At 74.8% G+C, this 25,518-nt stretch carries 26 protein-coding genes; 16 read left to right on the plus strand and 10 right to left on the minus strand.

Going from position 1 to position 25,518, the window contains the following annotated elements; genetic code table 11:
• The first annotated feature begins 45 nt into the window (after positions 1-45).
• Positions 46-573: a MarR family transcriptional regulator gene (locus ACIGG8_RS06970; protein WP_350520978.1), complete on the plus strand. Its 528-nt coding sequence runs from the start codon at positions 46-48 to the stop codon at positions 571-573.
• Positions 574-668: 95 nt separating this feature from the next.
• Positions 669-1,289, plus strand: a complete 621-nt coding sequence (locus ACIGG8_RS06975; protein ID WP_396546202.1) for a hypothetical protein — start codon at positions 669-671, stop codon at positions 1,287-1,289.
• Between the two features lie 43 nt (positions 1,290-1,332).
• Here ACIGG8_RS06975 and ACIGG8_RS06980 read toward each other — a convergent pair whose 3' ends face one another.
• Together ACIGG8_RS06980 and ACIGG8_RS06985 are read right to left on the minus strand one after the other, a co-directional pair.
• Positions 1,333-2,385 carry a hypothetical protein gene (locus tag ACIGG8_RS06980; RefSeq protein WP_396546203.1) on the minus strand — a complete coding sequence of 351 codons (1,053 nt, stop codon included), beginning with the start codon at positions 2,383-2,385 and terminating at the stop codon, positions 1,333-1,335.
• Between the two features lie 233 nt (positions 2,386-2,618).
• Positions 2,619-3,101 carry a DUF1348 family protein gene (locus ACIGG8_RS06985; protein WP_396546204.1) on the minus strand — a complete coding sequence of 161 codons (483 nt, stop codon included), beginning with the start codon at positions 3,099-3,101 and terminating at the stop codon, positions 2,619-2,621.
• 118 nt (positions 3,102-3,219) lie between these two features.
• Here ACIGG8_RS06985 and ACIGG8_RS06990 point away from each other — a divergent pair, with 118 nt between their 5' ends.
• The 3 genes from ACIGG8_RS06990 to ACIGG8_RS07000 all read left to right on the plus strand — a co-directional run bounded on the left by ACIGG8_RS06990 (position 3,220) and on the right by ACIGG8_RS07000 (position 4,204).
• Positions 3,220-3,783 (plus strand): TetR/AcrR family transcriptional regulator, encoded by a 564-nt coding sequence (locus ACIGG8_RS06990; RefSeq protein WP_396546205.1) that lies wholly within the window; start codon positions 3,220-3,222, stop codon positions 3,781-3,783.
• 105 nt (positions 3,784-3,888) lie between these two features.
• Entirely contained in the window at positions 3,889-4,032 is a 144-nt protein-coding gene (locus ACIGG8_RS06995) for a hypothetical protein (RefSeq protein WP_396546206.1), read from the plus strand.
• The gene (locus tag ACIGG8_RS07000) at positions 4,025-4,204 is read left to right on the plus strand and encodes a hypothetical protein (RefSeq protein WP_396546207.1); all 180 of its coding nucleotides are present in this window, start codon (positions 4,025-4,027) and stop codon (positions 4,202-4,204) included. Before ACIGG8_RS06995 ends, ACIGG8_RS07000 begins: the two co-directional genes overlap by 8 nt.
• A gap of 8 nt (positions 4,205-4,212) precedes the next feature.
• Here the strand turns inward: ACIGG8_RS07000 and ACIGG8_RS07005 are convergent, their stop codons facing one another.
• Positions 4,213-5,553, minus strand: a complete 1,341-nt coding sequence (locus tag ACIGG8_RS07005) for a DUF5685 family protein (RefSeq protein WP_396546208.1) — start codon at positions 5,551-5,553, stop codon at positions 4,213-4,215.
• A gap of 264 nt (positions 5,554-5,817) precedes the next feature.
• A complete protein-coding gene (locus ACIGG8_RS07010; RefSeq protein ID WP_396546209.1) occupies positions 5,818-6,561 on the minus strand; it encodes a class I SAM-dependent methyltransferase in 744 nt (247 codons plus the stop codon).
• A 248-nt stretch (positions 6,562-6,809) separates the two neighbouring features.
• Here ACIGG8_RS07010 and ACIGG8_RS07015 point away from each other — a divergent pair, with 248 nt between their 5' ends.
• From ACIGG8_RS07015 to ACIGG8_RS07025, 3 genes are read left to right on the plus strand one after another with little or no spacing between them, the layout of a single operon-like run.
• Positions 6,810-7,376 carry a helix-turn-helix domain-containing protein gene (locus ACIGG8_RS07015; protein ID WP_396546210.1) on the plus strand — a complete coding sequence of 189 codons (567 nt, stop codon included), beginning with the start codon at positions 6,810-6,812 and terminating at the stop codon, positions 7,374-7,376.
• Positions 7,373-8,872: an MFS transporter gene (locus ACIGG8_RS07020; RefSeq protein WP_396546211.1), complete on the plus strand. Its 1,500-nt coding sequence runs from the start codon at positions 7,373-7,375 to the stop codon at positions 8,870-8,872. Before ACIGG8_RS07015 ends, ACIGG8_RS07020 begins: the two co-directional genes overlap by 4 nt.
• Positions 8,873-8,900: 28 nt before the next feature.
• The gene (locus tag ACIGG8_RS07025) at positions 8,901-9,587 is read left to right on the plus strand and encodes an alpha/beta fold hydrolase (RefSeq protein ID WP_396546212.1); all 687 of its coding nucleotides are present in this window, start codon (positions 8,901-8,903) and stop codon (positions 9,585-9,587) included.
• A gap of 89 nt (positions 9,588-9,676) precedes the next feature.
• On the opposite strand, the gene ACIGG8_RS07030 is transcribed toward ACIGG8_RS07025, so the two are convergent.
• The gene (locus ACIGG8_RS07030) at positions 9,677-11,161 is read right to left on the minus strand and encodes a DUF2252 domain-containing protein (RefSeq protein WP_396546213.1); all 1,485 of its coding nucleotides are present in this window, start codon (positions 11,159-11,161) and stop codon (positions 9,677-9,679) included.
• Positions 11,162-11,417: 256 nt separating this feature from the next.
• Between ACIGG8_RS07030 and ACIGG8_RS07035 the strand changes: the two genes are divergently transcribed.
• Positions 11,418-11,840: a DUF2809 domain-containing protein gene (locus ACIGG8_RS07035; protein ID WP_396546214.1), complete on the plus strand. Its 423-nt coding sequence runs from the start codon at positions 11,418-11,420 to the stop codon at positions 11,838-11,840.
• A 7-nt stretch (positions 11,841-11,847) separates the two neighbouring features.
• Here ACIGG8_RS07035 and ACIGG8_RS07040 read toward each other — a convergent pair whose 3' ends face one another.
• Positions 11,848-12,630 (minus strand): SGNH/GDSL hydrolase family protein, encoded by a 783-nt coding sequence (locus ACIGG8_RS07040; protein WP_396546215.1) that lies wholly within the window; start codon positions 12,628-12,630, stop codon positions 11,848-11,850.
• Positions 12,631-12,849: 219 nt separating this feature from the next.
• Between ACIGG8_RS07040 and ACIGG8_RS07045 the strand changes: the two genes are divergently transcribed.
• Both ACIGG8_RS07045 and ddaH read left to right on the plus strand, forming a co-directional pair.
• On the plus strand, positions 12,850-13,743 hold the full coding sequence (locus ACIGG8_RS07045; protein WP_396546216.1) for an MBL fold metallo-hydrolase: 894 nt from the start codon (positions 12,850-12,852) through the stop codon (positions 13,741-13,743).
• A 224-nt stretch (positions 13,744-13,967) separates the two neighbouring features.
• The gene (ddaH, locus tag ACIGG8_RS07050; protein WP_396546217.1) at positions 13,968-14,807 is read left to right on the plus strand and encodes a dimethylargininase; all 840 of its coding nucleotides are present in this window, start codon (positions 13,968-13,970) and stop codon (positions 14,805-14,807) included.
• Positions 14,808-14,962: 155 nt separating this feature from the next.
• Here ddaH and ACIGG8_RS07055 read toward each other — a convergent pair whose 3' ends face one another.
• Entirely contained in the window at positions 14,963-16,144 is a 1,182-nt protein-coding gene (locus tag ACIGG8_RS07055; RefSeq protein WP_396546218.1) for a globin domain-containing protein, read from the minus strand.
• Between the two features lie 108 nt (positions 16,145-16,252).
• Positions 16,253-16,696: an RrF2 family transcriptional regulator gene (locus ACIGG8_RS07060; RefSeq protein WP_396546219.1), complete on the minus strand. Its 444-nt coding sequence runs from the start codon at positions 16,694-16,696 to the stop codon at positions 16,253-16,255.
• Between the two features lie 355 nt (positions 16,697-17,051).
• Here ACIGG8_RS07060 and ACIGG8_RS07065 point away from each other — a divergent pair, with 355 nt between their 5' ends.
• The 3 genes from ACIGG8_RS07065 to ACIGG8_RS07075 all read left to right on the plus strand — a co-directional run bounded on the left by ACIGG8_RS07065 (position 17,052) and on the right by ACIGG8_RS07075 (position 20,664).
• On the plus strand, positions 17,052-18,665 hold the full coding sequence (locus tag ACIGG8_RS07065) for a beta-propeller fold lactonase family protein (RefSeq protein WP_396546220.1): 1,614 nt from the start codon (positions 17,052-17,054) through the stop codon (positions 18,663-18,665).
• A gap of 167 nt (positions 18,666-18,832) precedes the next feature.
• Entirely contained in the window at positions 18,833-19,468 is a 636-nt protein-coding gene (locus ACIGG8_RS07070) for a transcriptional regulator (protein WP_396546221.1), read from the plus strand.
• 65 nt (positions 19,469-19,533) lie between these two features.
• Entirely contained in the window at positions 19,534-20,664 is a 1,131-nt protein-coding gene (locus tag ACIGG8_RS07075) for an aminotransferase class I/II-fold pyridoxal phosphate-dependent enzyme (protein ID WP_396546222.1), read from the plus strand.
• A 111-nt stretch (positions 20,665-20,775) separates the two neighbouring features.
• Here ACIGG8_RS07075 and ACIGG8_RS07080 read toward each other — a convergent pair whose 3' ends face one another.
• Entirely contained in the window at positions 20,776-21,558 is a 783-nt protein-coding gene (locus tag ACIGG8_RS07080; RefSeq protein ID WP_396546223.1) for a glucosamine-6-phosphate deaminase, read from the minus strand.
• 393 nt (positions 21,559-21,951) lie between these two features.
• A complete protein-coding gene (locus ACIGG8_RS07085; RefSeq protein WP_350520955.1) occupies positions 21,952-22,359 on the minus strand; it encodes a hypothetical protein in 408 nt (135 codons plus the stop codon).
• A 702-nt stretch (positions 22,360-23,061) separates the two neighbouring features.
• Here ACIGG8_RS07085 and ACIGG8_RS07090 point away from each other — a divergent pair.
• Positions 23,062-23,823, plus strand: a complete 762-nt coding sequence (locus ACIGG8_RS07090) for a serine/threonine protein kinase (RefSeq protein WP_350520954.1) — start codon at positions 23,062-23,064, stop codon at positions 23,821-23,823.
• On the plus strand, positions 23,820-25,433 hold the full coding sequence (locus ACIGG8_RS07095; RefSeq protein WP_396546224.1) for a serine/threonine-protein kinase: 1,614 nt from the start codon (positions 23,820-23,822) through the stop codon (positions 25,431-25,433). The genes ACIGG8_RS07090 and ACIGG8_RS07095 overlap by 4 nt, the downstream gene beginning before the upstream one ends.
• The last annotated feature ends 85 nt before the right edge of the window (positions 25,434-25,518 follow it).

Consider the following 25,518-nt stretch of genomic DNA (forward strand, 5'->3'; position numbering starts at 1 on the left):
TATTTTGGTGCCTACCCGTTGCCTGAGGGTTTGTAGACTCCTGACATGGCCGAACACCTCCACCAGCACGACACCCCGCCCCGCGACTGGACGGACGGCCACGTCGACCGCTGGCAGCCGGTGCTGCCCGACCTCGACCCGGACATCGAGGCCGCCGTCACCCGGATGTCGCGGCTCACCCGTCACCTCGGCCGGGTCCGCGAACAGGGCGTCGCCGACTACGGCCTGCACAAGCACGAGTTCGACACCCTGCACGTCCTCGCCGGCCTCGGCGGCCACGCCGCCCCCTCCGACCTCCGCGCCGACCTCAACCTCGCCCCGGCGTCGATCACCGGCCGCCTGGAGACCCTGGAACGGCGGGGCTTCGTCGTGCGCACGCCCTCGACGGCGGACCGCCGGAAGGTCGACATCGAGCTGACGGACGCCGGTCGCGCGGCCTGGCACGAGGCCCTCGACGTGGTCGGGCGGGAGGAGCGCCGACTGCTCGGCGTGCTCTCCGCCGACGAGCGGCGCACGCTGGCGGACCTGCTGCGGAAGGTGATGCTGGTCCAGGAGGAGGCGGGGGAGGGTTAGGGCCCGCCGCGCCGGCCCCGGCTCGGCTTCGGTCCCTGCGCCGGTCCCGGCCCGGGGGTCGACCCGGCGGGCCCGGGCCTGGTATCGATAGGGCCGTGCGATTCGAACTTGTGCCGATGCCGGACGGTGTGGGGGCGCGGCCCCGGGACGGGCGGGGGTACCCGGTGCCGGCGATCACGCCGTGGCACGGGGGTGAGCCCCAGTTCGCGCTGACCGACCACGGGCGCAGCGCCGACTGTGCGCTGGAGCGCCGCTGTTCGGTGTGCGGCGGGTTCATGGAGCGCGGACCGGTGTGGCGGGTCGTGGGGCCCGCCGAGAGCGCCGCGATCGCCGGGGCGCTGGCGGACGGGCGCCCGTACCGGAACCTCGCGCCGACCATGGAGGGCCCCGGGCACCGCGCCTGCATGCTCTACGCGTCGATGGTCTGCCCCTACCTGGCGCGCCCGAACGCCCGCCGGCGGGTGACCGCCGAGGACACGGCCGACGCGCTGACGTCGGCCGCCGTCCGCGGGGCGGCGCGCGGCGGGCTGGGCGCGGTGGTCGGGTTCGGCGACTACGAGTACGCCGTCACCGAGAGCCGGGTGCTGTTCCGCTTCCTCGACCTGGTCGAGTACCTGCCGCACGAGTCGGCCGACGAGCACCTGGCCGAGCTGCGCGCCGAGTTGGCGCAGCCCGGCCGGGTGCGGCGGCCGGGAGCGGGGCCGGCGACCGGGTGATCGCCGCTGCCCGCTCCCGCTCCCGCTCGCGACCGGGCCCGGCTCACGGCCGGAAGGCGGGCAGGCCCTTGATGGTGGAGACCTGGGTCGGCGCGGCGGAGCCGTCGGCGGGCAGCGTGCTGACGCCGTCCGGGGTGCGGGCCGCGATGGTCTTGCCGTCGGGGGACCAGGCGGGCTCGGTGTAGTCGGTCGTGGCCGAGGGGGTGAGGTCCTTCTCGGCCTTCTGGTCGAACTGGGTGGAGCGGGTGAACAGGTGGTCGTGCCCGTTCACCGAGCGGACGAAGACCAGGTGCTCGCCGTCGGGGGAGAGGGCGGGCTGGGAGCCCTTGCCCAGGTCGCGGGTCGCGGGTCGGATGTAGTCGTCGTAGATGTACACCTCGCCGGCCGGGGTGTTGGCGTAGGCGATCTCGCCCCGGTGGCCGCCCGCGTTGGCCCAGGTGTTGCCGGTCTGCGGCGGCTGCGGCATGTCCTCGGAGCCGCCCTCGGAGTTGTGCGGGGTGAGCACCTCGGGGGTGGCGCCGGGGGTCTTGGTGGGGACCTTCTCCAGCTTCAGCGCGCCGCCCTTGCTGCTCGCGAAGACGATGGTGTCGAAGCGGTCGAGGGCGCCGGGGACGGTGGTGACGCTGGGGTCCGTGGTGGCGTGCTGCCAGGTGGGGTGGGACCAGGTCTCCCCGCCGGGGTTCTTGGCGAGGGTCACCTTCCCGGTGCCGTCCGGGTTGGCGGTCACCAGGTCGCCGTTGCCGTTGACGAACGCGGCCTTCTTGCCGTCGGGGGACCACGCGAGGTCGCGGACGGTGGTGCCGAAGTCGACGGTGGCGCCGTTCATCGCGACGGTCTGGGTGCCCGTGCTGATGGTGAGGTGGTTGGCGGCGGAGGTGCCGTTGACCTCCTTGCCGCCCGGCGCGGGGCTGCCGGGGTGGGAGCCCGTCCCGGGCGAAGCCGTCCCCGGCGCCGCCGAACCGGGGGCGGCGCCGGTCGGGGCCGCGGTGGGAGCGGAGTCCGAGCTGTCGGGCCCGCAGGCGGAGAGCAGGACCGCGCCGACGGTGGTCATCAGGGCGATCGCGGCGGCGGTGCCGAATCTGTTGCGCACGGACATTCCAGGTCCCCCTCGGGTGCTGTTCGCTTACGAGAAGGAAGCGTCCCAGGGCCAGGTCAATGACCGGTTCGCGGTGTGTCACAGCCGTGGAACAGTGTGGCCGGAGGCCCTGACGCCCTGTTGCGCCGTGCCGCCCCGATGCCCTGCCGGGGCTGCTGCGCCGGGCCGCCGACGCGGCGTCAGCAGCCCCCGGCCGAGGGCCCGGCAGGGCCGTCAGGGCCCGGGTGTGCGCCTCAGAGGCCGAGCGCCGTGAGGCCTGGGTGGTCGTCGGGGCGGCGGCCGGGCGGCCAGTGGAACAGGCGCTCCTCGGGCGTGATCGGCAGGTCGTTGATGGAGGCGTGGCGGTGCGCCATCAGTCCGTCCGGGGCGAACTCCCAGTTCTCGTTGCCGTAGGAGCGGTACCACTGCCCGGCGTCGTCGTGCCACTCGTAGGCGAAGCGGACGGCGATGCGGTCGCCGTCGTACGCCCAGAGCTCCTTGATCAGCCGGTAGTCGAGCTCGCGCTGCCACTTGCGGGTGAGGAACTCGGCGATCCGCTCGCGGCCGGCGAGGAACTCGGCGCGGTTGCGCCAGCGGCTGTCGGGCGTGTAGGCGAGGGCGACGCGCTGCGGGTCGCGGGTGTTCCAGGCGTCCTCGGCGGCCCGGACCTTCTGCCGGGCGGTCTCCTCGGTGAACGGGGGCAGGGGCGGGCGCTGCCCGTCGTGCTGGTCGGCCATGCGTGAACTCCTCGGGGCGGGTACTCCAGGGGACGGGTACTCGACGGGTGAGAACGATCGTTCTCGCGTCAGTGGTTACGATAGGAGAACTATCGTTCTCGCGCAAAGGGCACGGCAGATGGAGCACGAAGACCCGCGGACCCGCATCCTCGACGCGGCCGAGGAGCTGTTCTACGGGCAGGGCATCCAGGCGGTCGGCATGGACGCCGTCCGGACCGCCTCCGGCATGACGATGCGCCGCCTGTACCAGCACTTCCCGTCCAAGAACGACCTGGTCGAGGCCTACCTGCTGCGCCGCGACGGCCGCTGGCGGGAAAGCCTCGCCGCGTACGTCTCCCACGCCGGCGAACCGCCCCGGGACCAGCTGCTCGCGGTCTTCGACTGGCTCGGCCAGTGGTTCGCCGAACCCGACTTCCGCGGTTGCGCGTTCGTCAACTCCTTCGGCGAACTGGGCGCCACCACGCCCGTGGTGGCGGCCGTCGCACGGCACCACAAGGAGGAGTTCGCCGGCTACCTCGCCGGTCTGACCGAGGCCGCCGGCGCCCCGCCCGCCACCGCCGTGCACCTCACCCTGCTCGCCGAGGGGGCCATCACCACCGCGGCCGTCCACGGCGACCCGACGGCCGCCGCCGACGCCAAGGAGGCCGCCCGGCTGCTGCTGGACACGGCCCTCGCGGGCTGAGCCGGTCGCCTCGGCGGGAACGGGCCACGGGCCCCCGGGTGGGGCCGGGTCCGGCTCCAGGGGACGTTTATCGGCCATTGATCGTCGCCGCCTAGCCTCGGGCGCATGGACGACAGAACGGCCGAGTGGCCGGGAGCAGCGCCCGAGGGGCGGATGACGGAGCAGGACACCGAGCGGTTCCGGCAGTTGTTGGCGAGTTTGGAGCACTCGCTGGCGGCGGACCGGGAGGCGGCGGGGCGCGATGCCTGAGCTCGCCGAGTGGCGCCCGGTGGCGGTGGTTCCGCTGTGGCGGCGCGGCGAGGGCGGGGGTGAGCGGGCGGAACGCGAGGGCGTGGACCGGCCCGGGGTGCTGCGGGGGCACCCCGGGCCGACGTCGGTCGATCAGGAGGGGGCGGCGGGCGCCGCGGCCGAGGTCGGCTGACGGGGGGGTCAGCAGTCGCAGCCGCAGTCGCATCCGTCGCAACCGTCACAGCAACTGCAGCAGTCGCCGCACCCGTCGCACCCGCTGCAGCAGTCACAGCAGTCGCAGCAGTCGTGCCGCTCGCAGAAGCCCTTGCGGCGCTCGCGGCTGAACGGGTCGTTGTGGTCGCAGCAGAGCAGTTGGCACGTGCAGGCCATCAGTGCCCACACCGCGCACCCGGCGAGCAGGTTGCGCGGGTGCGGCGGCTTCGAACCGGGCGGGGTGAAGCCGGGGCCCTGCGGCACCCACGGCGGCATCGGTGCGCCCGGGTCCTGGCCGGGCGGTGCCTGGTGGGGCGGCGCCTGGTGCGGGTGGTCGGCCACGGCGCCGCCGGTCGGGCCGTGCCCGGTGCCGTGGTCCTTGCCGTGTCCGGTGCCGTGCCCGGTGCCGTGCCCGGTGCCGTGGTCCTTGTCGTGTCCGGTGCCGGCCTTGGTGCGGCAGCTCGCCGCGTGCCGGGCTCCGAAGACCCGGTCGACGGCCTGCTCGGTCTCGTGCGCGAGCAGGACGTGGACCAGTGCCCGGTCGCTCAGCTCGACCTCGCCCAGCGCGAGCCGGATGCCGTGGACGGCGTCCCGGCACAGCCGTTCGGCCTCGGCGCGGTCGGTGCCGGTGGCGGTGAGCGGGTTCCAGGCGCCGGCGTCGGCGTCGGCGGCCTGGTCCTCGGCGGCGTCGAGGAGGTGGGCCAGCCGGCCGAACAGCCGCCCGGCCTCGGCGAGCGGGGTGGCGTTGCCGGGGCGTCCGGCGATCACGGCCGTGTGCGCGAAGGCGGCGGCGGTGGCCGTCTCGGTGGGCTCGGTGACCAGCAGGACGGACCCGCCGGGCTGCAGCGAGCGCTCCAACTCGCCCTGCCGGGAAGCCGCTTCGAGCAGGACGGCGGTGTCGAAGCCGACCGTCGAGGCACTGCCGGCGCTCTGCCGGTCCCACCGCCGGGTGACCGCGCGGGCCCCGGCGGCGACCGGGCGGCGGGCGAAGACGCCGTCGCGGTCCTCGACGTGGTCGCGGATCTTCACCGAGGCGAGGGCGAGCGAGACGGCGGCGGCGAGCCGGGCGCCCTCGCCCTTGGCGACGGAGGCGGTCCGCATGCCGCGCAGCGGGCACGGACCGGCCGTGCGTCGCCAGGAGGAGTCCTCCCGGGCGGCCTGGGCCTCGACCAGGACGGAGATGATCAGACCGTCGTAGTTGGTGGCGGTCCGGGCGAGCTGTCCGTGGTCGTCGCGCAGTGCGAGGCAGAGCCCGCACAGGTGGGCCATCCAGGAGGTCTGCAGCCGTTCCGACAGCCGGTGCTTGCACGGTCTGATGATGCCGAACACGATCGTCCCCGTCCCCCTCGCGCCGTGGCCGCTGACCGGCCACGATTCGCCGCACATCATATGATCAGGGGCGCGCCTGGGCCGAGCCCGCGACGAGGCCGGACCCCGGTCGAGGCCCGAGCCCCGGGGATCAGGAGGCCCCTGGGCGGGTGGCCGGTTCCCCGGCGGGGACGATCGTGCCGGCGGGAGCTCCGCGAGCTCCGGGTTCGCCGGGTACTCCGGGTGCCCCGGTACTCCCGGCGCTCCGGGCGGTCCGAGCGGTCGTCAGGCGCGGCAGCGCAGCATCTCCAGCGGTGGGTACGCGAGGAGGTCCGCCCAGAAGTCCTCGCCGTACTCGCGCAGTCCGGCCTCGGACACCTGCAGCGGCACCCACTCCAGCCCGCCGAACCCGGCGGCCCGCAGCGACTGCTCGTAGACCTCGCGGCGCGGGGCCGTGGCGACGATGCTGATCGGCCGCGGGGCGAGGAGCGCCGTGACCCGGATCCGCGGGCCCGTCTCGCTCTCCTCGCCGAGCGGCTCGCAGCGGAACCCGTACGTCTCCAGGGACGGACAATCGAACCGGTAGTCCGGGTTCTGGGCGAGCAGGAAGAACTCCCCGCCGGGCGCCAGGTTCCGGTGGACGTTGCGGCACATCCGCTCCATCTCGGCGACGGAGCCCGCGTAGTTGAGGCACTGCACGCCCAGGGCGACGTCGAAGCGCCGGTCGAGCGGCCGCAGTTCGGCGACGTCCCCGACCTCGTAGCCCACGCCCAGCGGGTCGCGCTGCTCGATCCCCCGGGCGGCGGCGATCATCTCGCCGGAGATGTCGACCCCGAACACCTCCGCGGCGCCGCGCCGCTTGAACTCCCGGCTGTAGAAGCCGGTGCCGCAGGCCAGGTCGAGGACCGACCTGCCGCGCACGTCCCCGACCATGCCCAGGACGCTCGGCACCTCGCCGAAGCGCATCAGGGGCAGGGACTTGAAGCCCTCGAACGCCTCGCCGATCCCGTCGTACTGCTGCACGCCCATCGCGTCGTCCTTCCGTCGGATCCGTGGTCGCGGCCGCGTCGTCGGGACGGGTCGCTGCCCCTGGCGGGCAGTCAACCGCACGCCCGCCAGGGCGCCGTACTGGTCGAAGCCACAAAGATGGGCGGCGTCCCGGGCCGGTCGGACGGGCGGGAGTACGGGCGGGAGTACGGGACCGGCGTGGCCGCGTCGCCGATCGGAACCGGGATATCCGGGGGAGTGGATCTCATATCCGGGATAGCATCGCGAATATGGGAATCGATACGGCCGTCGACGAGCGGCTGGCGCAACGGCTCGCCGAGCTGAGGCTCGAACGAGGGTGGACGTTGGAGGAGTTGGCGCGGCTGGCGGACATCAGCCGCTCGACGCTGTCGCGGGTGGAGCGGGCGGAGGTCAGCCCGACGGCGGCGCTGCTCGGGCGGCTGTGCGCCGTCTACGGGCGGTCGATGTCGCGGCTGCTCGCCGAGGTGGAGGCGGCGGGCCCGGCCGGGCTGGTGCGGGCCGGGGAGCAGCAGGTGTGGCGGGACGACAGCACCGGCTTCGTGCGCCGTTCGGTCTCGCCGCCGCACGGTTCGCTGCGGGCCGAGATCATCGAGGGGCGGCTGCCCGCCGGCGCCGACATCGCGTACGACCGCGCCTGCACGCCCGGCCGGGAGCACCACCTCTGGCTGTTCGAGGGGGCGTTGGAGCTGACCGTGGACGGCGCGGCGCAGCTGCTCGCCCCCGGCGACTGCCTGCGCTACGTCGGCGCCACCAGCCGCTTCCGCAGCCTCGGCCCCGGCGACGCCCGGTACGCCCTGGTGGTGGTCGAGCCGTGAGCGCCACCGGCCCGACAGCCGCGCAGCGCTTCGACGCCGCCGGGCGCCGCGTCCTGCTGGTCTGCGTCGCGGGCGGCTTCACCACGCTGCTCGACCAGTCCGTGCTCAACACCTCCATCCCCGCGCTGCGCGAGAGCCTGCACGCCGGGCCCGCCGACCTGCAGTGGATCGTCGCCGGGTACTCGCTCGCCTTCGGCCTGGCGCTGATCCCCGGCGGGCGGCTCGGCGACGTCAAGGGCCGCAAGTGGTTCTTCGTCTCCGGGCTCGCCCTGTTCACACTGGTCAGCCTGGTCTCGGCGACCGCGACCGAGCCCGCGGTGCTGATCGCCGCCCGGCTGGTGCAGGGAGCGGGCGCGGGCCTGGTCAACTCCCAGATGATCGGCACCCTCCAGGACGTCTTCGAGGGCCAGCTGCGGGCCCGCGCCCTCGGCATGTACGCCGTCACCGGAGGGCTCGCCTTCGCCCTGGGCCCGCCGATCGGCGGCGCGGTGCTGGCGGCGGCCGGCCCCGAGCACGGCTGGCGGCTGACCTTCCTGCTCAACATGCCGTTCGGCCTGGCCACCGTCGCCCTGGCCGCCCGCCACCTGCCCAGGCCCCGCCCCAGCACCCGGCACGCCGATCTCGACCTGGTCGGACTGCTGCTGGTCGGCGCGCTCACCCTCGCCCTGATGCTGCCGTTCGTCCGGCCCCCCGGCTGGACCGGCTGGGCGGCCTTCGCGACCGCCGCCGTCCTCCTGCTCGGCGCGCTCGCCGGGTGGCAGCGCCGCTACGCCCGCTCCGGCGGCCACCCGCTGATCCACCCCGCGCTCACCCGCTCCGCCCCGTACGCGCTCGGCACGGCGACGGCGATGGCCCAGTTCGGCTCCTCGCTCGCGGCGTCACTGGTCCTGACCATGTTCCTCCAGGACGGCCTCGGACTCTCCCCGATGGGCGCCGCGCTGGTCGCGCTGCCCTCCGCCGTCGCGATGGGCGTGGCCTCCGCGCTCGCCTGGCGGGTCGTCCAGCGCTTCGGCCGACGCACCGTCACCGTCGGCATGACCGGCTCCGCCCTGGCCATGCTCGCCGGCGGGCTGGTCGCGCACTGGGCGTCCGCCGCCGTCCTGCCCTGGCTGCTGGCGCTGCTGCAGCTCCTCGGCGGCGCCTCGATCGGCCTGATGGGATCCACCAACCAGGCCTTCGTTCTGCGCCACGCACCCGCCGAGGCGGCCGGGGTGAGCGGGGCGATCCTGCAGATGGCGCAGCGGATCGCGGCGGCCGTCGCCGTGTCGGCGCTGTCCGGCGTCTACCTGCGGGAGACCGCCGGGGGCGGCGGGCACCGCGCCGCCTACCTCACCGCGAGCACGGTCTGCGCGGCGGTGGCCGGCGTCGCCGTGCTGGCCTCGGTCCTCGCGGGCCGCGCCACCGCGCGGGAGCGGCACGAGGACGAGCAGCACGAGGACGAGCGGCACGGGGAGGAGCCGGTCGCGCTGCGCCCGGAGCGAACGCCGGTCCGCTGACCGGCCCGCGGTCCGTACGGTGGTCGCCATGACCGACGAACGGACCGTGGACCTGCCCGGTGTGACGCTCGCCTACCGTGAGAGCGGGCCCGCCGACGGCCCGCCGCTGGTCCTGCTGCACGCGCTCGGCGAGCGCGCCTCCGACTGGGACGTGGTGCTGCCCGCTCTCGCCCCCGGCCACCACGTCCACGCGCTCGACCTGCGCGGCCACGGCGACAGCGGCCGGCCGGGCGCCTACGGCCTGCCGGAGATGCGCGACGACGTGCTGGCCTTCCTCGACGCGCTCGGGCTGGCCCGCGTCGACCTGGTCGGCCACTCGATGGGCGGGGCCGTCGCGTACCTCCTCGCCCAGGCCGCGCCGCAACGCGTCCACCGGCTCGTCCTGGAGGACATCCCCGCCCTGTACCCGCGCCCCGCGAGCGCGCTGCCGGACGAGCCGGACGAGGACGTCCACTTCGACTGGGCGATGGTCCGGGCCGTCCGGGCCCAGCTCGACGACCCCGACCCGGCCTGGCGGGAGGGGCTGGCGGGGATCACCGCCCGCACCCTGGTGGTGGCGGGCGGCGCGGCCAGCCACGTCCCCCAGGAGCGGATCGCCGAACTCGCCCGGCGGATCCCGGACTGCCGCCTCGTCACGATCGAGGCCGGGCACCTGGTGCACGGTGCCAGGCCCGAGGAGTTCGTCGCCGTGGTGGCGCCGTTCCTGTCGGAGTGACCACCGGCGTGGACCGCACGTGCGGTCCACGCCTCCGCTCGGGGCGGCTACCCGTCCCGCCGGAACGGTCGCGCGACCGGTCGGGGCGGCTACACGCCGTGCTCGACGGGCAGCCGCCCGCTGCGCACCGCCGTGAGCAGGTCGGCGTGGTCCGCCTCGGTGCGGTCCGCGTAGGCGACGGCGAAGGCCGCGACCGCCTCGTCCAGCGCCTCGCCCTTGCCGCAGTACCCGGCCAGCAGACCGGGGTCGGCGGTGTGGGCGTGCGCCCGGGCCAGCAGCGCGCCGGTGATCCGCGCGTAGTCGTCCAGCTGCGAGGGCTGCAGCGCGGCCGGGTCGACGCTGCCCTTGCGGTTGCGGAACTGCCGCACCTGGTAGGGGAGTCCGTCGACGGTCGTCCAGCCGAGCAGGGTGTCGCTGACCACCTGCATGTGCTTCTGGCCGAGCACCACCCGGCGGCCCTCGTGGCCGTCCTGTTCCGCCTGCGGCAGGTACGGCAGCAGCGCGGACGGGCGGGCCTCCTTCACCTGCAGCACCAGCGGCTGGTCCCGGTGGTCGGTGAGCAGCACCACGTACGAGCGGGTGCCCACGCTGCCGGTGCCCACGACCCGGAACGCCACGTCCTGCACGCGGTACCGGGACAGCAGCGTGCGCACCTCGGCGGGCACCGTCTCCACGTACGCGCCGAGCGCGTGGGCGACGGCCCGGGCGGTCGCGTCGGGCACCTCGGTGAGCACCGGGGGAGCGGCCGTGAAGCGCCAACCGCCGTCCGGCGTGCGGGTGGTACTGCGCGCCGCGAACTTCGCACTGGTGTTGCCGAGCGCCTTGGCGCCGACCTTGCGCAGCACGTCCGCGAGGTCGTGCGCCTCGGCGAAGGACACCAACTGCTCGTCGGCGACGGCGTTCCAGGCGTCCAGGGCGGGCAGCTTGGCCAGCGTCCGCATGGTCCGGCGGTAGGAGCCGGCCGCGTGCTCGGCGGCCTCGCGCGCGGTGCTCTCGCGCGCGCCGGTCTCCCGGGCGGCCAGCACCAGGCTGGCGGCGAGCCGCTTGAGGTCCCACTCCCAGGGGCCGTGCACGGTCTCGTCGAAGTCGTTGATGTCCATGACGAGCTGGCCGCGCGCGTCACCGTACAGCCCGAAGTTGGCGGCGTGCGCGTCCCCGCACAGCTGGGCGCCGACCCCGGTCACCGGCGTGCCCGCGAGGTCGGCCGCCATCAGGCCGGCCGATCCGCGCAGGAAGGCGAACGGCGTGGCGGCCATCCGCCCCACCCGGATCGCCACCAACTCGGCGATCCGGCCGGCGTTCGACGCCTCAAGCGCCTCCACGGCCGTCGGCCGCCCGGCGGTGACGGCGAACTCCGCGTGCCGCTCCCGGGGCATCCGCGCCCGCAGCTCCTTGCCGCGCTCCCGCGCCTGCCCGTCCTGGGCCGGGGCGAACCCGGCCACCGAGAACCCGCGCCGGGCCCGCCCCTCCGGGCCGCCCGCACCAGGCGCACTGCGCTGCGCCACGACGCCCGGCAGCCCGCCCCGGCCCCCCGTCGCTGCTCCCGGCTTCGCCCCGTCCACTGCCTCGGTCATCCGCGCCACCGCGCCCCGCCCGTCCCTTCCGGTCCTTACCCGCCCGCGACCTGCGCGGATGGTGATTCATCGGGGGGAGTGACGTCCGGGGCCGCGCGGTGGTTCCGGACGGGCGGGTGGGGTTGGTCTCGCCCCCGGACCGGCGGCCGCACCCGACGCGTTCCGGTTGCTCTGCCTGCTCTGCCCGCTCCGCCGGGCCCGGGCGCGCCGGGTGGTGCGTGCGGCGCCCGGCCGGGCGGCCGGTAGCGTGGGCCGGATGGACGATCTTCGGGGGAACCTGCGTGCGCGTACGGCCGCAGGCGCAGCAGCAGTGACGACGGTGGCCGCGGGCCTGGGCGTGCGGGCGGTGGCGGACGGGGACGTCACCAAGTACGCGGGGGACGCGCTCTACACCGTCCTGCTGTACTGCCTGGTCCTGCTCGCCGCGCCGCGGATGCGCCCCGTCCGGGCCGCCGCGTGGGCGGCCGGGCTGAGCTGGGCGGTGGAGCTGTTCCAGCTCACCGGCCTGCCGGACGCGTGGGGCCGCCGCAGTGTCCTGGCCCGGCTCGTCCTCGGCTCGACGTTCAACCCGCCGGACCTGCTCTGGTACCTGGTCGGCGCGGCCGGTGCCGCGCTGCTCCACCGGGCGGCGCGGGGCGTGCGTCCCGCGGCGGCCGGTGGAGCGGCCCGACAGGGATGACGATCCGTCAGAGCGGCATCAGGTCGGGCCGCTTGGGCTCGACGTGGTCGCCCGAGGACTCGCCGCGCAGGCGCCGGCCGACCCATGGGATCAGGTGCTCACGGGCCCACTGGATGTTCTCGCGCCGCTGGTCGGCGGAGGTGAGCACGGGGGCGTCCGGCCACGGCGCCTCCGGGTCCTGCCCGGTGGCCAGGCCCAGCGAGCGGGCGGCCAGCAGGGCGACCCGCTGGTGGCCCTCGGGGGACAGGTGCAGGCGGTCCTCGCTCCACGCACGGCGGTCCTGCACCGCGCGCAGCGACCAGAGGTCGGCCACCTTGCAGCCGTTGCGGTCGGCGACGGCCCGCATGTGGCCGTTGTAGGTGGCGATCTTGCCGCGCAGGTGCTTCAGCAGCGGAACGTCGCGGGTGTCGAAGCCGGTGCAGATCAGCACCGTCCCGGCGGATTCGGTGAGTTGGACGACGGCCGCCTCGAAGCGCTCGGCGACCTCGTCCGGGTCGGCGCCCGGCCGCAGGATGTCGTTGCCGCCGGCGCAGAAGGTGACCAGGTCGGGCTGGAGGCGACGGACCTCCGGCACCTGCTCGGCCGTGATCTGGTCCAGCAGCCGGCCGCGCACCGCGAGGTTGGCGTAGCGGAAGTCGCCCGGCGGACGTCCGTCGGCGAGCATCGCGGCCAGGCGGTCGGCCCATCCGGCGAACCTGCCGTCGGCACCGGGGTCGTTCAGGCCTTCGGTGAAGCTGTCCCCGAGGGCGGCGTACGAATCGAGGTCGAGGGTCTCCTGGAGGTTCGGCATGAAAGAGATAGTTCACCTAATCAAGTGACCTACGCCACCGTAGGTGACCGTGGCGGCACGTGAGATGGACCACGTACCCTCGTCGGCCCCGCGCGGCGGCGCAGAGCGCCGTGCCCGGCAAAGCACAAGGACCGTCCCCCCTTCCGCTTTCGGGCCCGTGCGGCCGATGCTTCGAGGGAGCGGCCGCCCCGGCCGCCGTCCTTCTGGGGGAAGACATCCATGGCCACGAACCCGCGTTCCGACGTGCCCGAGAACTGGTCGATCGACGACCGCTGCACCAACTGCGACGTCGCCCGCCAGCTCGCCCCCGACCTGGTCCGCGAGCGCGCCGGCCGCTCCGAGCTGGTCCGCCAGCCGCGCGACGAGGCCGAACGCCGACAGCTGCTGGCCGCCGCCCACGCCTGCCCGACCCGCTCCGTCCGCCCCGCCTCCGGCCGGCTCGACCCGGCCGACGACCCCTTCCCGCTCGCCCTCGACGACGGCGTGCTGCTGCTCGGCCACAACTCCCGCCTCACGGCGGGCGCCAACTCCTACCTCTGCCGCCGCCCCACCGGCTGGGTGATGGTCGACACGCCCCGCTACAGCGAGGAGCTGGCCGCCCGCTACGCCGCGCTCGGCCCGGTCACCGACGTCCTGCTGACCCACCGTGACCACGCCCGGCACGGCCGGGAGTACGCCGACCGGCTCGGCGCCCGGCTCTGGATCCACGAGGGCGACGTCGACGCCGCCCCCGACGCGGACCGGGTGCTGCGCGGCACCGAGCCGGTGGAGGTCGGTCCCGGCCTGGTCGCCCACCCGCTCCCCGGTCACACCCGCGGCAGCGTGCTGTTCGTCGCCGACGAGCGGTACTGCTTCAGCGGCGACAGCCTGTACTGGTCCCGCACCACCGGGGACGTGGAGGTGCACGAGGCCATCACCTGGTACTCGATCGAGGAGCAGGCGGCCTCGCTGGAGCGCAGCCTGGGCGTGCTCCGCTTCGAGTGGCTGCTCCCCGGGCACGGGGAGCGGCGCCGGATGCCGGCCGAGGAGGCGGACCGCCGGCTGCGCTCGCTGGCCGAGCGCTGCCGCAAGCTGCGGTCCGCGCCGGTGGACTTCGCCGCGGTCCGCTGGTAGCGGGCCCCGAGGCGCCGCGCCGACCGCGGTCCGCGCGCGGACCCGCCGGTAGCACCGGAGGACCCGTGCGCCGGTGCTCGCGCCGGGTGCGCGGGGGCGTGCGTCCACCGGGGGCGCCCGCGCTGGTGTGCGAACGGTGCCGCCGGGGCAGCCGCCTCTGCAACAGCGAGGTGTTCCGTACCGGCGGAACCCCGAGCTCCCCGCGATCCAAGGACGGTTGAGCCATGCCCACGCAGACCCCGGAGCGCACCGCCCGGCCGCGGCGCTACCTGATGTGCAGGCCGACGCACTTCACCGTGGACTACGCGATCAATCCGTGGATGGATCCGTCCCAGCCCACCGACACCGCGCTCGCGCTCCGCCAGTGGGAGCGGCTGTACTGGACGTACCGCCGCCTCGGCCACACCGTCGAGCTGATCGACCCGCTGCCCGGCCTGCCCGACATGGTCTACGCCGCCAACGGCGCGACCGTGCTGGACGGCCGGGTGCTGGTGGCGACCTTCCGCCACCCGCAGCGCGCCGCCGAGTCGGACGCCTACCAGGCCTGGTTCCGGGCGCGCGGCTACCGCGAGGTGCGTCGCGCCGGGCAGGTCAACGAGGGCGAGGGCGACCACCTGGTGGTGGGCCGCCGGGTGCTCGCCGGGACGGGCTTCCGCAGCTCGCGCGCCGCGCACGCCGAGGCGGGCGAGCTGTTCGGCGTCCCGGTGGTCAGCCTGACCCTGGTCGACCCGCGCTTCTACCACCTGGACACCGCGCTGGCCGTGCTCGCGGACGACCACGTCATGTACTACCCGGAGGCGTTCGACGCCGACAGCCGCGCCGCGCTGCGCACGCTCTACCCGGACGCCGTCCTCGCCGACCGCGCGGACGCCGAGGCGTTCGGGCTCAACGCGGTCTCGGACGGCCGCCGGGTGCTGCTGCCGGAGACGGCCAAGAACCTGGCGGGCCGGCTCGCCGACCACGGCTACGAGCCGATCCCGGTGGACGTCTCCGAGCTGCTGAAGGGCGGCGGCGGGGCCAAGTGCTGCACCCTGGAGCTCAGGCCGGCCCCGGTCCCCGCGTGAACCGGCCCGGTAGGGCCTGATGCCGTACGGGACCCGCAGCCGTACGGAACCCGCAGCCGTACGGAACCCGCAGCACTGCGGCACCGGCCCGCCCGTCGTCGTACGGGCGGACCGGTGCCGGTGCGGGGAGCCCGGTCAGGCCGGGGTTCCCGGGATCAGGCGCCGAGCCAGAGGTCCGGGCCGAACACCTCGTAGTGGATGTCCGCCGCCGGGACTCCGGCGGTCAGCAGCTGCTCGCGCACGGCGCGCAGGAAGGGCAGCGGGCCGCAGAGGTAGGCGGTGGTGCCGGCCGGGATCTCGACCGAGGCGAGGTTCACCAGCCCGGTGCGCTCGGCCGGCCACTCGCCGAGCGGCTGCTCGTAGAAGACGTGGGCGGTGGCGTTCGGCAGCTTGGCGGTCAGCTGCTCCAGGTCGGCGCGGAAGGCGTGGCTGAGCTGGTCGCGGTCGCCGTGCACCGAGACGATCCGGCGGGTGGAGCCGGTGGCGGCGAGGTGGTCGAGCATCGCGGTCATCGGGGTGTTGCCGATGCCGGCCGAGGCGAGCAGGACCGGGCCGTCGCCCTCGGCGAGGAAGACGTCGCCCATCGGGGCGGAGAGCTCGACGGTGTCGCCGGTGCGCAGGTGGTCCTGGAGGTGGCCGGAGACCTCGCCGCCGGCCTCGCGCTTGACGGTGAAGCGCAGCGCGCCGTCGGCCCCGCCGGAGAGGCTGTACTGGCGGATCTGGCGGGCGCCGTCGGGCAGTTCGGTGCGCACGGAGACGTACTGGCCGGGGCGGGAGGTCGGCACGGGGTGGCCGTCGGCCGGGCGGACGAGGTAGCTGGTGACGCTGTCGGTCTCCTGGTAGCGGGTGACCACGGTGTAGGGGCGCCACAGGTCGGCCGGGTCGCCGCCCGCGGCGGCCTCGGCGCGCAGCCGGTCCTCGACGGCGATCAGCGCGTTGGCCATCAGCCAGTAGACCTCGTCCCAGGCGGCGGCGACCTCGGGGGTGACGGCCTCGCCGAGGACCTCCACGATCGCGGCGAACAGGTGCTCGTGGACGATCTCGTACTGATCGTCGGCGATGCCGACCGAGACGTGCTTGTGGGCGATCCGTGCGAGCATCGCGTCGGGGCGCTGGTCCGGGTGGGCGAGCAGCGCGGTGGCGAAGGTGGCTATCGAGCCGGCCAGCGCCTGACGCTGGGTGCCGTTGGCCTGGTTGCCGCGGTTGAAGAGGTCGCGCAGCAGCTCGGGGTGGGCGGCGAACAGCCGGTCGTAGAAGCGCGGGGTGATGTCGCCGATGGCGGCGCCCACGGCGGGCAGGGTGGCTTCGATGACCTCGGCGGACTTCGCGGACAGCATCGGTCGGGCTCCTAACTGGTATCTGAGATTCGCATTTAAGGCCATACGGTACCGAGCGGCCGCAGGGGCGCGGACCGGTCGGTGGGGTGGATCGGTCGGTGGGGCGGGTCAGTCGGTGGGGCGGATCGTGAGGCTGAGCAGGACCGGTCCGGTGGGGGCGGCCACCAGGTCGTCGATGCAGTACGGGTCGAGCGTGGCGAAGAACGCCTCCTGGGCGTTGCGCAGCACCCCGCGCAGTCGGCACGCGGCCCGCAGCGGGCACGGCGGGTCGTCCTCGCAGCCGACCACGTCGCCGACGCCTTCCAGCTCCCGCAGCAGCAGTCCGAGCGAACCGGTCCGCCCGGCGAAGGTGATCATCAGCCCGCCGCCGCGACCGCGCCGGGCCTCCACCACCCCGAGGTGCTGCAGGCGGCTGACCACCTTCGCCGCGTGGGTGTACGGCACGCCGACCGACTCGGCCACGTCGCGGGTGGTCGGGGTGTCGCCCTCGCCGAGGACCGCCAGCCGCATGGCGATGCGGAGGGCGATGTCGGTGCTCTTGGTCAGCCTCACGTTCGAAACGCTATCGAATGCGACTCCACAATTCCAATTTTCTGCACGACCCTGACCGGGGTGGTCCGGAGGCTGCCCGAAGAACCGGTCGAATCTGAACAGTTGGCGACATTAGCGGTCACTCCCTGACGGGTGGTCAGAGCGGCTTCTACGCTTCGTGCGGCCCTGGGCCCGCCCCGCGCGTGACGCACGGCACAGCCGCACCACCCGTACCGCACCACCCGTACCGAGCAGCACGGCCCGTGCCGCACCGCACCGCCCGTACCGAGCGCCACCCCGACCGCCGACCGCCGACCGCCGACCGAACGGAGAGACCGTGAGAACACGCCGAGCACCCCGTCGAACCCCGACGGCCGTGACCGCGATAGCCGCGGCCACGGCCGCACTGCTGTCCCTGCCCGCCACCACCGCCGGGGCCGCCGCACCGCCGCCGGCCGTCACCGCCCAGGTGCCGGTGGCCCCCTACCCGGCGGGCGTCGCCCTGGCTCCGGACGGCGGCCACGCCTACGTGACCAGCCAGAGCAGCGGCACCGTGAGCGTTCTGGACACCGCGAACAACACGGTGTCCGGCAGCTTCACCGCCGGCACCGGCTCCTACGCGGTCTCCCTCTCGCCGGACGGGCACCGCGCCTACCTGACGCACCACCTGGACAACACGGTCAGCGTCGTGGACACCGCGACGAACACGGTGACCGCGACCGTCCCGGTCGGCACCCAGCCCTGGGGCCTCGCCATCTCCCCGGACGGCTCGCGCGCCTACGTGAGCAACGCCTCCGCCAACACGGTGAGCGTGCTGGACACCTCCTCGAACACCGTGACCGCGACCGTCCCGGTCGGCGCCGAGCCGCACGGGCTGGCCCTCTCCCCCGACGGCAAGCGGCTGTACGTCGCGGCCTCCGGCGACAAGGCGGTGAACGTCGTCGACACCGTGGGCAGCGCGGTGAGCGCCACCGTTCCCGTCGGCCACAGTGCCTTCGGCCTGGCACTCGCCCCGGACGGCAGCCGGCTCTGGGTGGCCGACGGCGACGACAGCACGGCCGCCGTGATCGACACCGCGGCGAACACGCTCCTCGGCACCGTCCAGGTCGGATCCGGCCCGTACGCCGTCACCGTCGCCCCCGACGGTGCGACCGCGTACGTGTCCGACTACGCCGACAACACGCTGAGCGTGGTGGACACCGCCACCCGCACCGTCACCGCGACCGTCCCGGTCGGCGCGAGCCCGTACACCCTGGCGCTGGCCGCCGACGGGCGGCACGGCTACCTGGCCGACTTCGCCGGCAACGCCGTGCAGGTGCTGAACTTCCCGCTGCCCGTACCGGCCGTGACCGCGATCGCCCCGAGCAGCGGCTCCGGGACGGGCGGCACCGTGGTGACGATCACCGGCACCGACCTGAACGGGGCCACCGCGGTGACCTTCGGCGCGGCCGGCCCGGCCACCGCGTTCAGTTGCACCAGGACCAGCTGCACCGCGACCGCCCCCGCCACCACCGTGACCGGCCCGGTGGACGTCCGGGTCACCACGCCCGGCGGCACCAGCGCGGCCGTCGCCGCCGACCGCTTCACCTACGCCGCGCCCAGTGCCCACCTGGCCGTGGCGCTCACCGCGACCCCGGTCACCCAACTGCTCGCCAGCCGCGTCGACTACACGGTCACGCTCACCAACCAGGGCCCCGACCCGATCACCGCGGCCACCGTCACCGCCGGCCTGCCCAGCGGCCTGACCACCACCTCCACCGACTGCACCGTGGCCGTCGGGAAGCTCACCTGCACGTTGGCCGCCCCGCTCGCCAAGGGCGCGACCGTCACCCGGCACTTCACGATCCAGGTCGGAGTGCTCTCGCTGATCCGCAGCTGGGACGTCACCATGGCCCGCACCGCAGGCACCCCCGCCGACCCGTCGCCCACCACCAGCCGGGACACGCGCAGCTGCTCCTCCGTCCTCGGACTGTCGATCACCTGCACGTAGCACCAGCCTGTACCTGGCACCCGCCTGTACCTGAAACCCGCCGTCGAACCGCGGCGCGGAGGCCCCGCCGGAACCCGGGAGTCCTGCCGGACCCCCGGACCGTCCGGCGGGGCCTCCGCCGTCGGCGGTCCTGGACGAAGTGTCCGGGCCGGACGTACAGTCCGAACATGCCCTCGGAGAACCCCGACCCGCGCGTCCGGACCTTCGCCTCGGCCTGCCGCGCGGTGGCCCTGCTGCTCGGCCCGTACGCCGAGGTGGTGCTGCACGACATCGCCACCGACCGGGTGCTCGCCATCTGGAACCCGATGACCCCCCGCGCCCCGGGCGACCCGTCGATGCTCGGCGAACTGGACGAGGTCGACCCCACCGCCCCCGACGTCTACGGCCCGTACGAGAAGGCGCTGCCCGACGGCCGCCGGCTCTCCGCGGTCAGCGCCGTGCTGCGCGACGACGCCGGACAGCCCTCGGCGGTGCTCTGCGTCAACCTCGACCGGGGCCCGCTGGAGCAGGCCGCCGCCCTCCTCGCCGGCTTCGCCGCCCCCAGCGCACCGCGCCCCGAGCCGCTCTTCGAACGCGACTGGACGGCGCGGATGAACGACGTGATCGCCGGCCACGCCCGCGCCCGGGGGCGCCCGCTGGAGCGCTTCACCCGCGAGGACCGGCTGGCCGTGCTGCGCGAACTCGACCAGGCCGGGGTGTTCGCCGTCCGCCGGGCCGTCCCGGTCGTCGCCACCGCGCTGCGGATATCCCGCTCGACCGCCTACAGCCTGCTCGCCGAGCTCAAGCACCCCGCCGGCCCGTAAGGCCGTAGGACCGCAAGGCCCGACGGCCCCGCAGCACCCCCAGGCCCCAGGAAGGAACGGCCTCCATGCCCCAGCTCCCCGACTTCCGGCTCGAAACCCACCTCTCGCGCTGGGAGTTCACCGTCCCCCACCACCTCACCGCCTCCGACGCCCAGACCATGACGATGGCCGAGCTGCTCGCCCTGGCCGGCCCCGAGGACCGCGAGGCCTGGGACACCCTCGCCCTCGGCTACACCGAGACCTTCGGCGACCCCGGGCTCCGCCGGGCGATCGCCGGGACGTACGAGCGGGTCGACGAGGACGACCTGATCTGCTTCGCCGGGGCCCAGGAGGGGCTCAACCTCGCCATGCAGGTGCTGCTCGAACCGGGCGACCACGCGGTGGTGGTGACCCCCGGCTACCAGTCCGCCGAGACCGTCCCGCTCTCCCTGTGCGAGGTCACCGGCGTCGCCCTGGACGACCGGAGGGACTGGGCGCTCGACCTCGACGCCGTCGAGGCGGCGCTGCGCCCGAACACCAGGGTGCTGTCGGTCAACTTCCCCAACAACCCCACCGGCGCGCTGATCGACGCCGCCGACTTCACCCGGCTCGTCGAACTCTGCGACGAGCGCGGCATCCGGCTCTTCTCGGACGAGGTCTACCGCGGCCTGGAGCAGGATCCGGCCCGCACCCTGCCGCAGGCCGCCGACCTCTCCGAGCAGGCCCTCTCGCTCAACGTCACCTCCAAGTCGCTCGGCCTGCCCGGCCTGCGGATCGGCTGGATCGCCTGCCGGGACCGCGAGGTGCGCTCCCGCCTGGAACGGGCCAAGCACTACACCACGATCTGCAACTCGGCGCCGAGCGAGGTGCTGGCCCGGATCGCGATCACCGCCCGCGAGCGGATCCTGGTGCGCAACCGCGGCATCATCGCCGAGAACCTGCCGCTCTTCGACGCCTTCTTCGCCGAGTTCGCCGACCTCTTCGAGTGGCGGGCGCCGGACGGCGGCTGCGTCGCCTTCCCGCGCTACCTCGGGGCGGACGGCGTGGAGGACTTCTGCGCCGGGCTGGTCGAGGAGGCGGGCGTCATCCTGCTGCCCGCGAGCACCTTCCGCTCCGAACTGACGCCCACCCCGACCGACCGCTTCCGCCTCGGCATCGGCCGGCGCGACCCGGGCCCGGCCCTGGAGGCCTTCGCCGGCTGGCTCCGCAAGCGCTGACCGGCTCGTGCCCCGGCGCCGGCGCCCGCGCGCGCGAACGAGCCGGGGCGCCGGCCACCGAGGGGATCGGTGGCCGGCGCCCCGGCCGTCGCGGCTGCGCCGCGGGAGCGCTCAGAGCTTCTGCCAGGACGGCTTGGCCGCGTAGGTGTCGCGGAAGTAGTCGGCGAGCTTGAGGCGGGAGGCGGCGGCCTCGTCGACCACCACGGTCGCGTGCGGGTGCAGCTGGAGCGCCGAGGCGGGGACGACGGCGGACAGCGGGCCCTCGACGGCGAGGGCGACGGCCTCGGCCTTGGCCTCGCCGGTGGCGAGCAGCACCAGGTGGCGGGCCTCCAGGATGGTGCCGATGCCCTGGGTGATGACGTGGTGCGGGACCTCGTCGATGCTGTCGAAGAAGCGCGCGTTGTCCTCGCGGGTCTGCCGGGTCAGGGTCTTGATCCGGGTCCGGGAGGCCAGTGAGGAGCAGGGCTCGTTGAAGCCGATGTGGCCGTCGGTGCCGATGCCGAGCAGCTGGAGGTCGACGCCGCCCGCCTCGGCGAGCGCGCGGTCGTAGGCGGCGGCCGCGCCGGCGATGTCCGCCGCATTGCCGTCCGGGCCCAGGAAGGAGTCCTCGGTCAGGCCGAGCGGCTCCACGACCTCGCGCAGCACCACGGAGCGGTAGGACTCCGGGTGGCCGGCCGGCAGGCCGACGTACTCGTCCAGCTGGCAGATGCGCGCCCGGGAGGCGTCCAGCCGGCCGTCGCCGACCCGGGCGGCGAGGGACTGGTAGATCGGCAGCGGGGTCGAACCGGTCGCCACGCCGAGCAGGGCGTCGGGCTTGTCGGTCAGCAGATCGGTGATCGCCGCGGCGATGAGTTCGCCGGCCGCCCGGGCGTCTGGGACGATCACGATTTCCATACTGGGTCCACCGTTCTGAGGCGCGTCTGAGGTCTAGACCTCCGAGGTCTAGACCAGTTTGCCGTGAACGGGTGCCCCAGGTCCACCCGGGGCCCGGTCGGAGCCGGTCCGTGGCCTGCTGTTCTCCCGCCGGACTCCGGGGTGTGGACTCCGGGTGGCGGTGGCCGGGCGGTGGGTGGCCGGGTCCTGGCGCGGGGCCTGTGTGTCGGCCCGGCCCGGGCGTCGGACGGGCCCGAATGCCGACGGGTCCGAACGCCGACGGGCCGGTCGCCGGGAACGGGGGTCCCGGCGACCGGCCCCGAGCGGGGCGGCGCCCCGGCTCGTCCTGTCGTCACCGCTGCCGTTCGGTCGTGCCGGCGGCGGCGCGCGTGCTGCCCGTCAAGGGCCCCGTGATCAGAACGGGTTGGTACAGGTGGTGACCTGCTTGGCAGCGTCCAGCGCCGGGCCGGCGGTGGCGCAGATCATGTGCAGGTCGGTGGTGACGACGCGCGGGGTGACGGCCTTGGCGGAGCCGAACCGTACGGTGGTGGCCGAGGCGGCGGTCTCCCACGGGCTGCCCCACGCGGCCTGGGTGCGGACCTCGACCTTCACGATCGTCAACTGGCCCGGGTCGGCGGTGACCTGGGCGACGCCGACGAAGCCCTCGCCGTCGGTCTGGTGCGAGACGCAGGGGCGGTTGAGCACCGTGACGCAGGCCACGGCGTCGGTCTCGGACGTTGCCGTGGCAGCCAGGGCCGGGCCCGCCGTCAGCCCGGCGATCCCTGCCACCGTCATCATCACAGCTGCGATCCGAGTGCGCATGATGCGAACCTCCTTGGAAATTAAGGGAATCTCACTCCTTGGGATGAGTGTTGCACACATTGTGGACGTCGCGTGTGTGCGTTGCGTCACACTCATGGTGACCATTCAACTACATGCTGCAACCATTCACCGAGTGTTCGGTATCCGGACAGCTGCCGATCTGACGGATGATCAGTTCGTGCGCGATGGCACCGCCCGGCGTTCTGCCTCCGCCCCGCCGTCCGGGGTGCCGGGGTGCCGGTCCGACGTGCGGCATCTCCCCAGCTCAGCACCGGTTTTCCCGGGCGAACGGCGTGGGATCGCCCGGCCGAAACCGTTGCCCGACGCTTCGCGGTCCGCGGGTCGTCCCGGGTCGCGCCCGGAAGGCGTCCGGGTTGCCGTGCGGGGGTGGACGGACGCGGTGCCCGTGCTGCCGAAGGGGTCCGTGCGGTCCGGACGGCGGCGGATCGGCGTGTCCTCCACGCCTCCTTGACCGTCTCTTGGATCACCCTTTGCCTCTGTGGTCACGTGGGTGCCCGGCGCGGCAGGGCCCCCGAAACGGTCGCCGGAGCGCGTCGCCGGCCTGCTCCTCGCGGTGAGATGGGCGGCAACTCCTGGCGGGCCGGGCGGGGTTGGCGGTGTCCCTTCACTCGTCCGGGTGGCGGTTTGCCTCCGGGGCGAATCGGGCGGATACCATCGATCCGATCCCACGGAGGTGGCTGCGTGGACACGGTCATCGTGCAACTTCCCTGTCCGGGGCCCGAGATGGCGCCCCGAGAAGCGCCCGGTCTGGTGCGGATGGGCCCCGGCGAGGCCGCGGTGTTCGGCCGCGGCGAGCCCGGCCGGCCGGTCGCCATCCCACTGCCCGACCAAGGCGTCTCCCGCCGAGCGGGCGAGGTGGTCGCGGCCGAGGACTACTGGCGGCTGTCCAACTTCAGCGGCTCCGCCACCTACGTCGTGGAGAACCTGGAGGGCGCGGGCGAGCACATCAAGGTCGCCCCCGGCCGGCTCGGCGCGCCCGTGCCGTTCGAGCTCTCCCGGGTGCTGCTGCCCGCGCTGGGCGAACCCGCCTCCTTCAAGGTCTTCGCCCCGCAGCACGCCTACCTGGACGGCCGGCCCGGCGGCGCCGACGGCGAACACACCGTCAGCCCCTTCGCCCTGGACCCGACCGCCAAGTACTTCCTGGTGCTGCTCGCGCTGTGCGAGCCGCGGTTGCGCTCGCCCTCCGCCGCCGTCGTCCCGGGCGTGACCGAGGTGCTGGCCCGGCTGCGCGCCCTGCCCTCCTGCCGCGGGCTGACCCGCTCGGCGGTGAACTACCACATCGACTACCTCGTGGAGACCAAGCTGCGGCTCCGCGAGCCGTACGAGGAGGGTCCGGGTGGCGGCAAGCGCGAGGAACTCGCCGCCCTGGCACTGAAGTTCGACCTCGTCCGGGAGGAGCACCTGGCCCTGCTCCCGCCCCGGCGCGCGGCCGCCCGGCCGTGAAGCCCGCCGCCGGGCCCGGGCCGGAGCCGTCCGGGACGCAGGAGCCGTCCGAGCGGCCAGGGACGCAGGAGCCGTCCGAACGGCCCGAGCCCTCGGAGGCGCGCCCGCCGGAAAGCCGTGGGCCGGAGAGCCGCGGGCCGGAGGGCGGCGCGCCCTTCGACGTCCCGGACGGCTACCCGATCGCCGGCTACCGCCTCGGTGCGTTCCTCGGCGCGGGCGCCTGGGGCAGCGTCCACGCCGCCGAGGGCCCGGACGGCACCCGGGCCGCCGTCAAACTGCTCGGGGCCGCCCGGTTCAGCCCCGGTCAGCGTCGGACGGTGGCCCAGATGGCCCGCAGCGAGCAGCGCTTCAGCCGCCGCGCCGACCACCCGAACCTGATCCGCACCCTCGCCGTGGTCACCGTCGAGGACCCGGACCACCCGGCCCTGGACGGTGCCGTCGCCCTGGTCATGGAGCGTGCCGCCCGCAGCCTCCAGGACGTGCTGGGCGCCGCCCGACCGGGCACGGCGGTGCCCGGCGCCGAGCGCGTCCTCGCCGAGGTCTGCGCGGGGCTGACCCACATGCACCGGGCCGGCTGGGTGCACGGGGACCTGAAACCGGCCAATATCCTCCTGATGCCCGACGGCAGCGCCAGGATCGCCGACTTCGGCCTCACCGCCGAGCTGGAGGGCACCCACGCGTACGCCCCGCCGCTCGGCTCGCCCGACCACGTCCCGCCCGAGTGGTGGTCCCAGCGCACCGGCGCGCGCGGGGTCGCGGTGCGTCCCAGTGCCGACGTCTGGGCCTTCGGGGTGATCGCCCACCAGCTGCTCACCGGCGGGCTGCACCCCTTCCTCGGCGCCACCGCCCGGGCCCGCTCGCTGGCCGCCCAGGCGTACGCGCGCGGGGCCGCGCCGCTGCGGCTGGACGAGGCGCTGCCCGCACCCTGGCGGCCCGTGGTCGCCGCCTGCCTGGCCCCCGGGCGGGAGGAGCGGGCCCGCGTCGACCTCGCCGCGCTGGTCGCCCGGGCGACCGCCGGTCCGGCCCGGCGTCGCCGCGCCGCGCTGCGGGCCGGTGCGGGTGCGCTGGCCTGCGCGTTCACCGTCCTCGCACTGACCGGGGGGCCGGAACCCGCCGGCCCGGGCGCCCACCGCGGCCCGCCGCCGCTGCCCGGCGCGATCCCGCCGGACTCGGACGTCCCGGTCGCCTACCGGGACATGATCCTGAACGCCGCCCGCCGCTGCCCCGAGCGGGAGGTCACCCCGGTGCTGCTGGCCGCGATGCTGAAGGCCGAGAGCGGCTTCGACCCGAACGCCGCCCGCCCGGAGACCGGCGAGTACGGCATCGCCATGTGGACGCCCGCCGTCTTCGACGCCTGGGCCAAGGCGGCCACCCACGCCGGCCCCAAGTCCTACCTGGACCCGGGTGACGCCATCGCCGCGATGGGCAACTACGTCTGCTGGCTGGACCAGCAGCTCAAACGGGCCGGGTTCACCCGCGACCTGCCCGCGCTGATCTCGGCCGCCTACCGGACCAGCGACAAGACGGTGGAGTCGGCCGGGGGAGTCCCGGACCGGGTCCGCGCCCATGTCGACAAAGTGCTCCGCTACCTCGCCGACTACGGAGGGTGAGGGCGCGGGCCGGGACGAGTTGTGCCACATCCATACGCATCCGGCGCGGGCACCCGGGCGAGCGGCCGGCGGTCTGGGATCCTCG

This window comes from Kitasatospora sp. NPDC085464, assembly GCF_044541955.1.
Taxonomy (GTDB): Bacteria; Actinomycetota; Actinomycetes; order Streptomycetales; family Streptomycetaceae; genus Kitasatospora.

Excerpts from the sequence above, each read along its gene's own strand:
- ACIGG8_RS06970 (WP_350520978.1), top strand. The coding sequence starts at position 46 with ATGGCCGAACACCTCCACCAGCACGACACCCCGCCCCGCGACTGGACG.
- ACIGG8_RS06980 (WP_396546203.1), bottom strand. The coding sequence starts at position 2,385 with ATGTCCGTGCGCAACAGATTCGGCACCGCCGCCGCGATCGCCCTGATG.
- ACIGG8_RS06985 (WP_396546204.1), bottom strand. The coding sequence starts at position 3,101 with ATGGCCGACCAGCACGACGGGCAGCGCCCGCCCCTGCCCCCGTTCACC.
- ACIGG8_RS06990 (WP_396546205.1), top strand. The coding sequence starts at position 3,220 with ATGGAGCACGAAGACCCGCGGACCCGCATCCTCGACGCGGCCGAGGAG.
- ACIGG8_RS06995 (WP_396546206.1), top strand. The coding sequence starts at position 3,889 with ATGGACGACAGAACGGCCGAGTGGCCGGGAGCAGCGCCCGAGGGGCGG.
- ACIGG8_RS07000 (WP_396546207.1), top strand. The coding sequence starts at position 4,025 with ATGCCTGAGCTCGCCGAGTGGCGCCCGGTGGCGGTGGTTCCGCTGTGG.
- ACIGG8_RS07010 (WP_396546209.1), bottom strand. The coding sequence starts at position 6,561 with ATGGGCGTGCAGCAGTACGACGGGATCGGCGAGGCGTTCGAGGGCTTC.
- ACIGG8_RS07015 (WP_396546210.1), top strand. The coding sequence starts at position 6,810 with ATGGGAATCGATACGGCCGTCGACGAGCGGCTGGCGCAACGGCTCGCC.
- ACIGG8_RS07025 (WP_396546212.1), top strand. The coding sequence starts at position 8,901 with ATGACCGACGAACGGACCGTGGACCTGCCCGGTGTGACGCTCGCCTAC.
- ACIGG8_RS07030 (WP_396546213.1), bottom strand. The coding sequence starts at position 11,161 with ATGACCGAGGCAGTGGACGGGGCGAAGCCGGGAGCAGCGACGGGGGGC.
- ACIGG8_RS07035 (WP_396546214.1), top strand. The coding sequence starts at position 11,418 with ATGGACGATCTTCGGGGGAACCTGCGTGCGCGTACGGCCGCAGGCGCA.
- ACIGG8_RS07040 (WP_396546215.1), bottom strand. The coding sequence starts at position 12,630 with ATGCCGAACCTCCAGGAGACCCTCGACCTCGATTCGTACGCCGCCCTC.
- ACIGG8_RS07045 (WP_396546216.1), top strand. The coding sequence starts at position 12,850 with ATGGCCACGAACCCGCGTTCCGACGTGCCCGAGAACTGGTCGATCGAC.
- ddaH (WP_396546217.1), top strand. The coding sequence starts at position 13,968 with ATGCCCACGCAGACCCCGGAGCGCACCGCCCGGCCGCGGCGCTACCTG.
- ACIGG8_RS07055 (WP_396546218.1), bottom strand. The coding sequence starts at position 16,144 with ATGCTGTCCGCGAAGTCCGCCGAGGTCATCGAAGCCACCCTGCCCGCC.
- ACIGG8_RS07070 (WP_396546221.1), top strand. The coding sequence starts at position 18,833 with ATGCCCTCGGAGAACCCCGACCCGCGCGTCCGGACCTTCGCCTCGGCC.
- ACIGG8_RS07075 (WP_396546222.1), top strand. The coding sequence starts at position 19,534 with ATGCCCCAGCTCCCCGACTTCCGGCTCGAAACCCACCTCTCGCGCTGG.
- ACIGG8_RS07080 (WP_396546223.1), bottom strand. The coding sequence starts at position 21,558 with ATGGAAATCGTGATCGTCCCAGACGCCCGGGCGGCCGGCGAACTCATC.
- ACIGG8_RS07085 (WP_350520955.1), bottom strand. The coding sequence starts at position 22,359 with ATGCGCACTCGGATCGCAGCTGTGATGATGACGGTGGCAGGGATCGCC.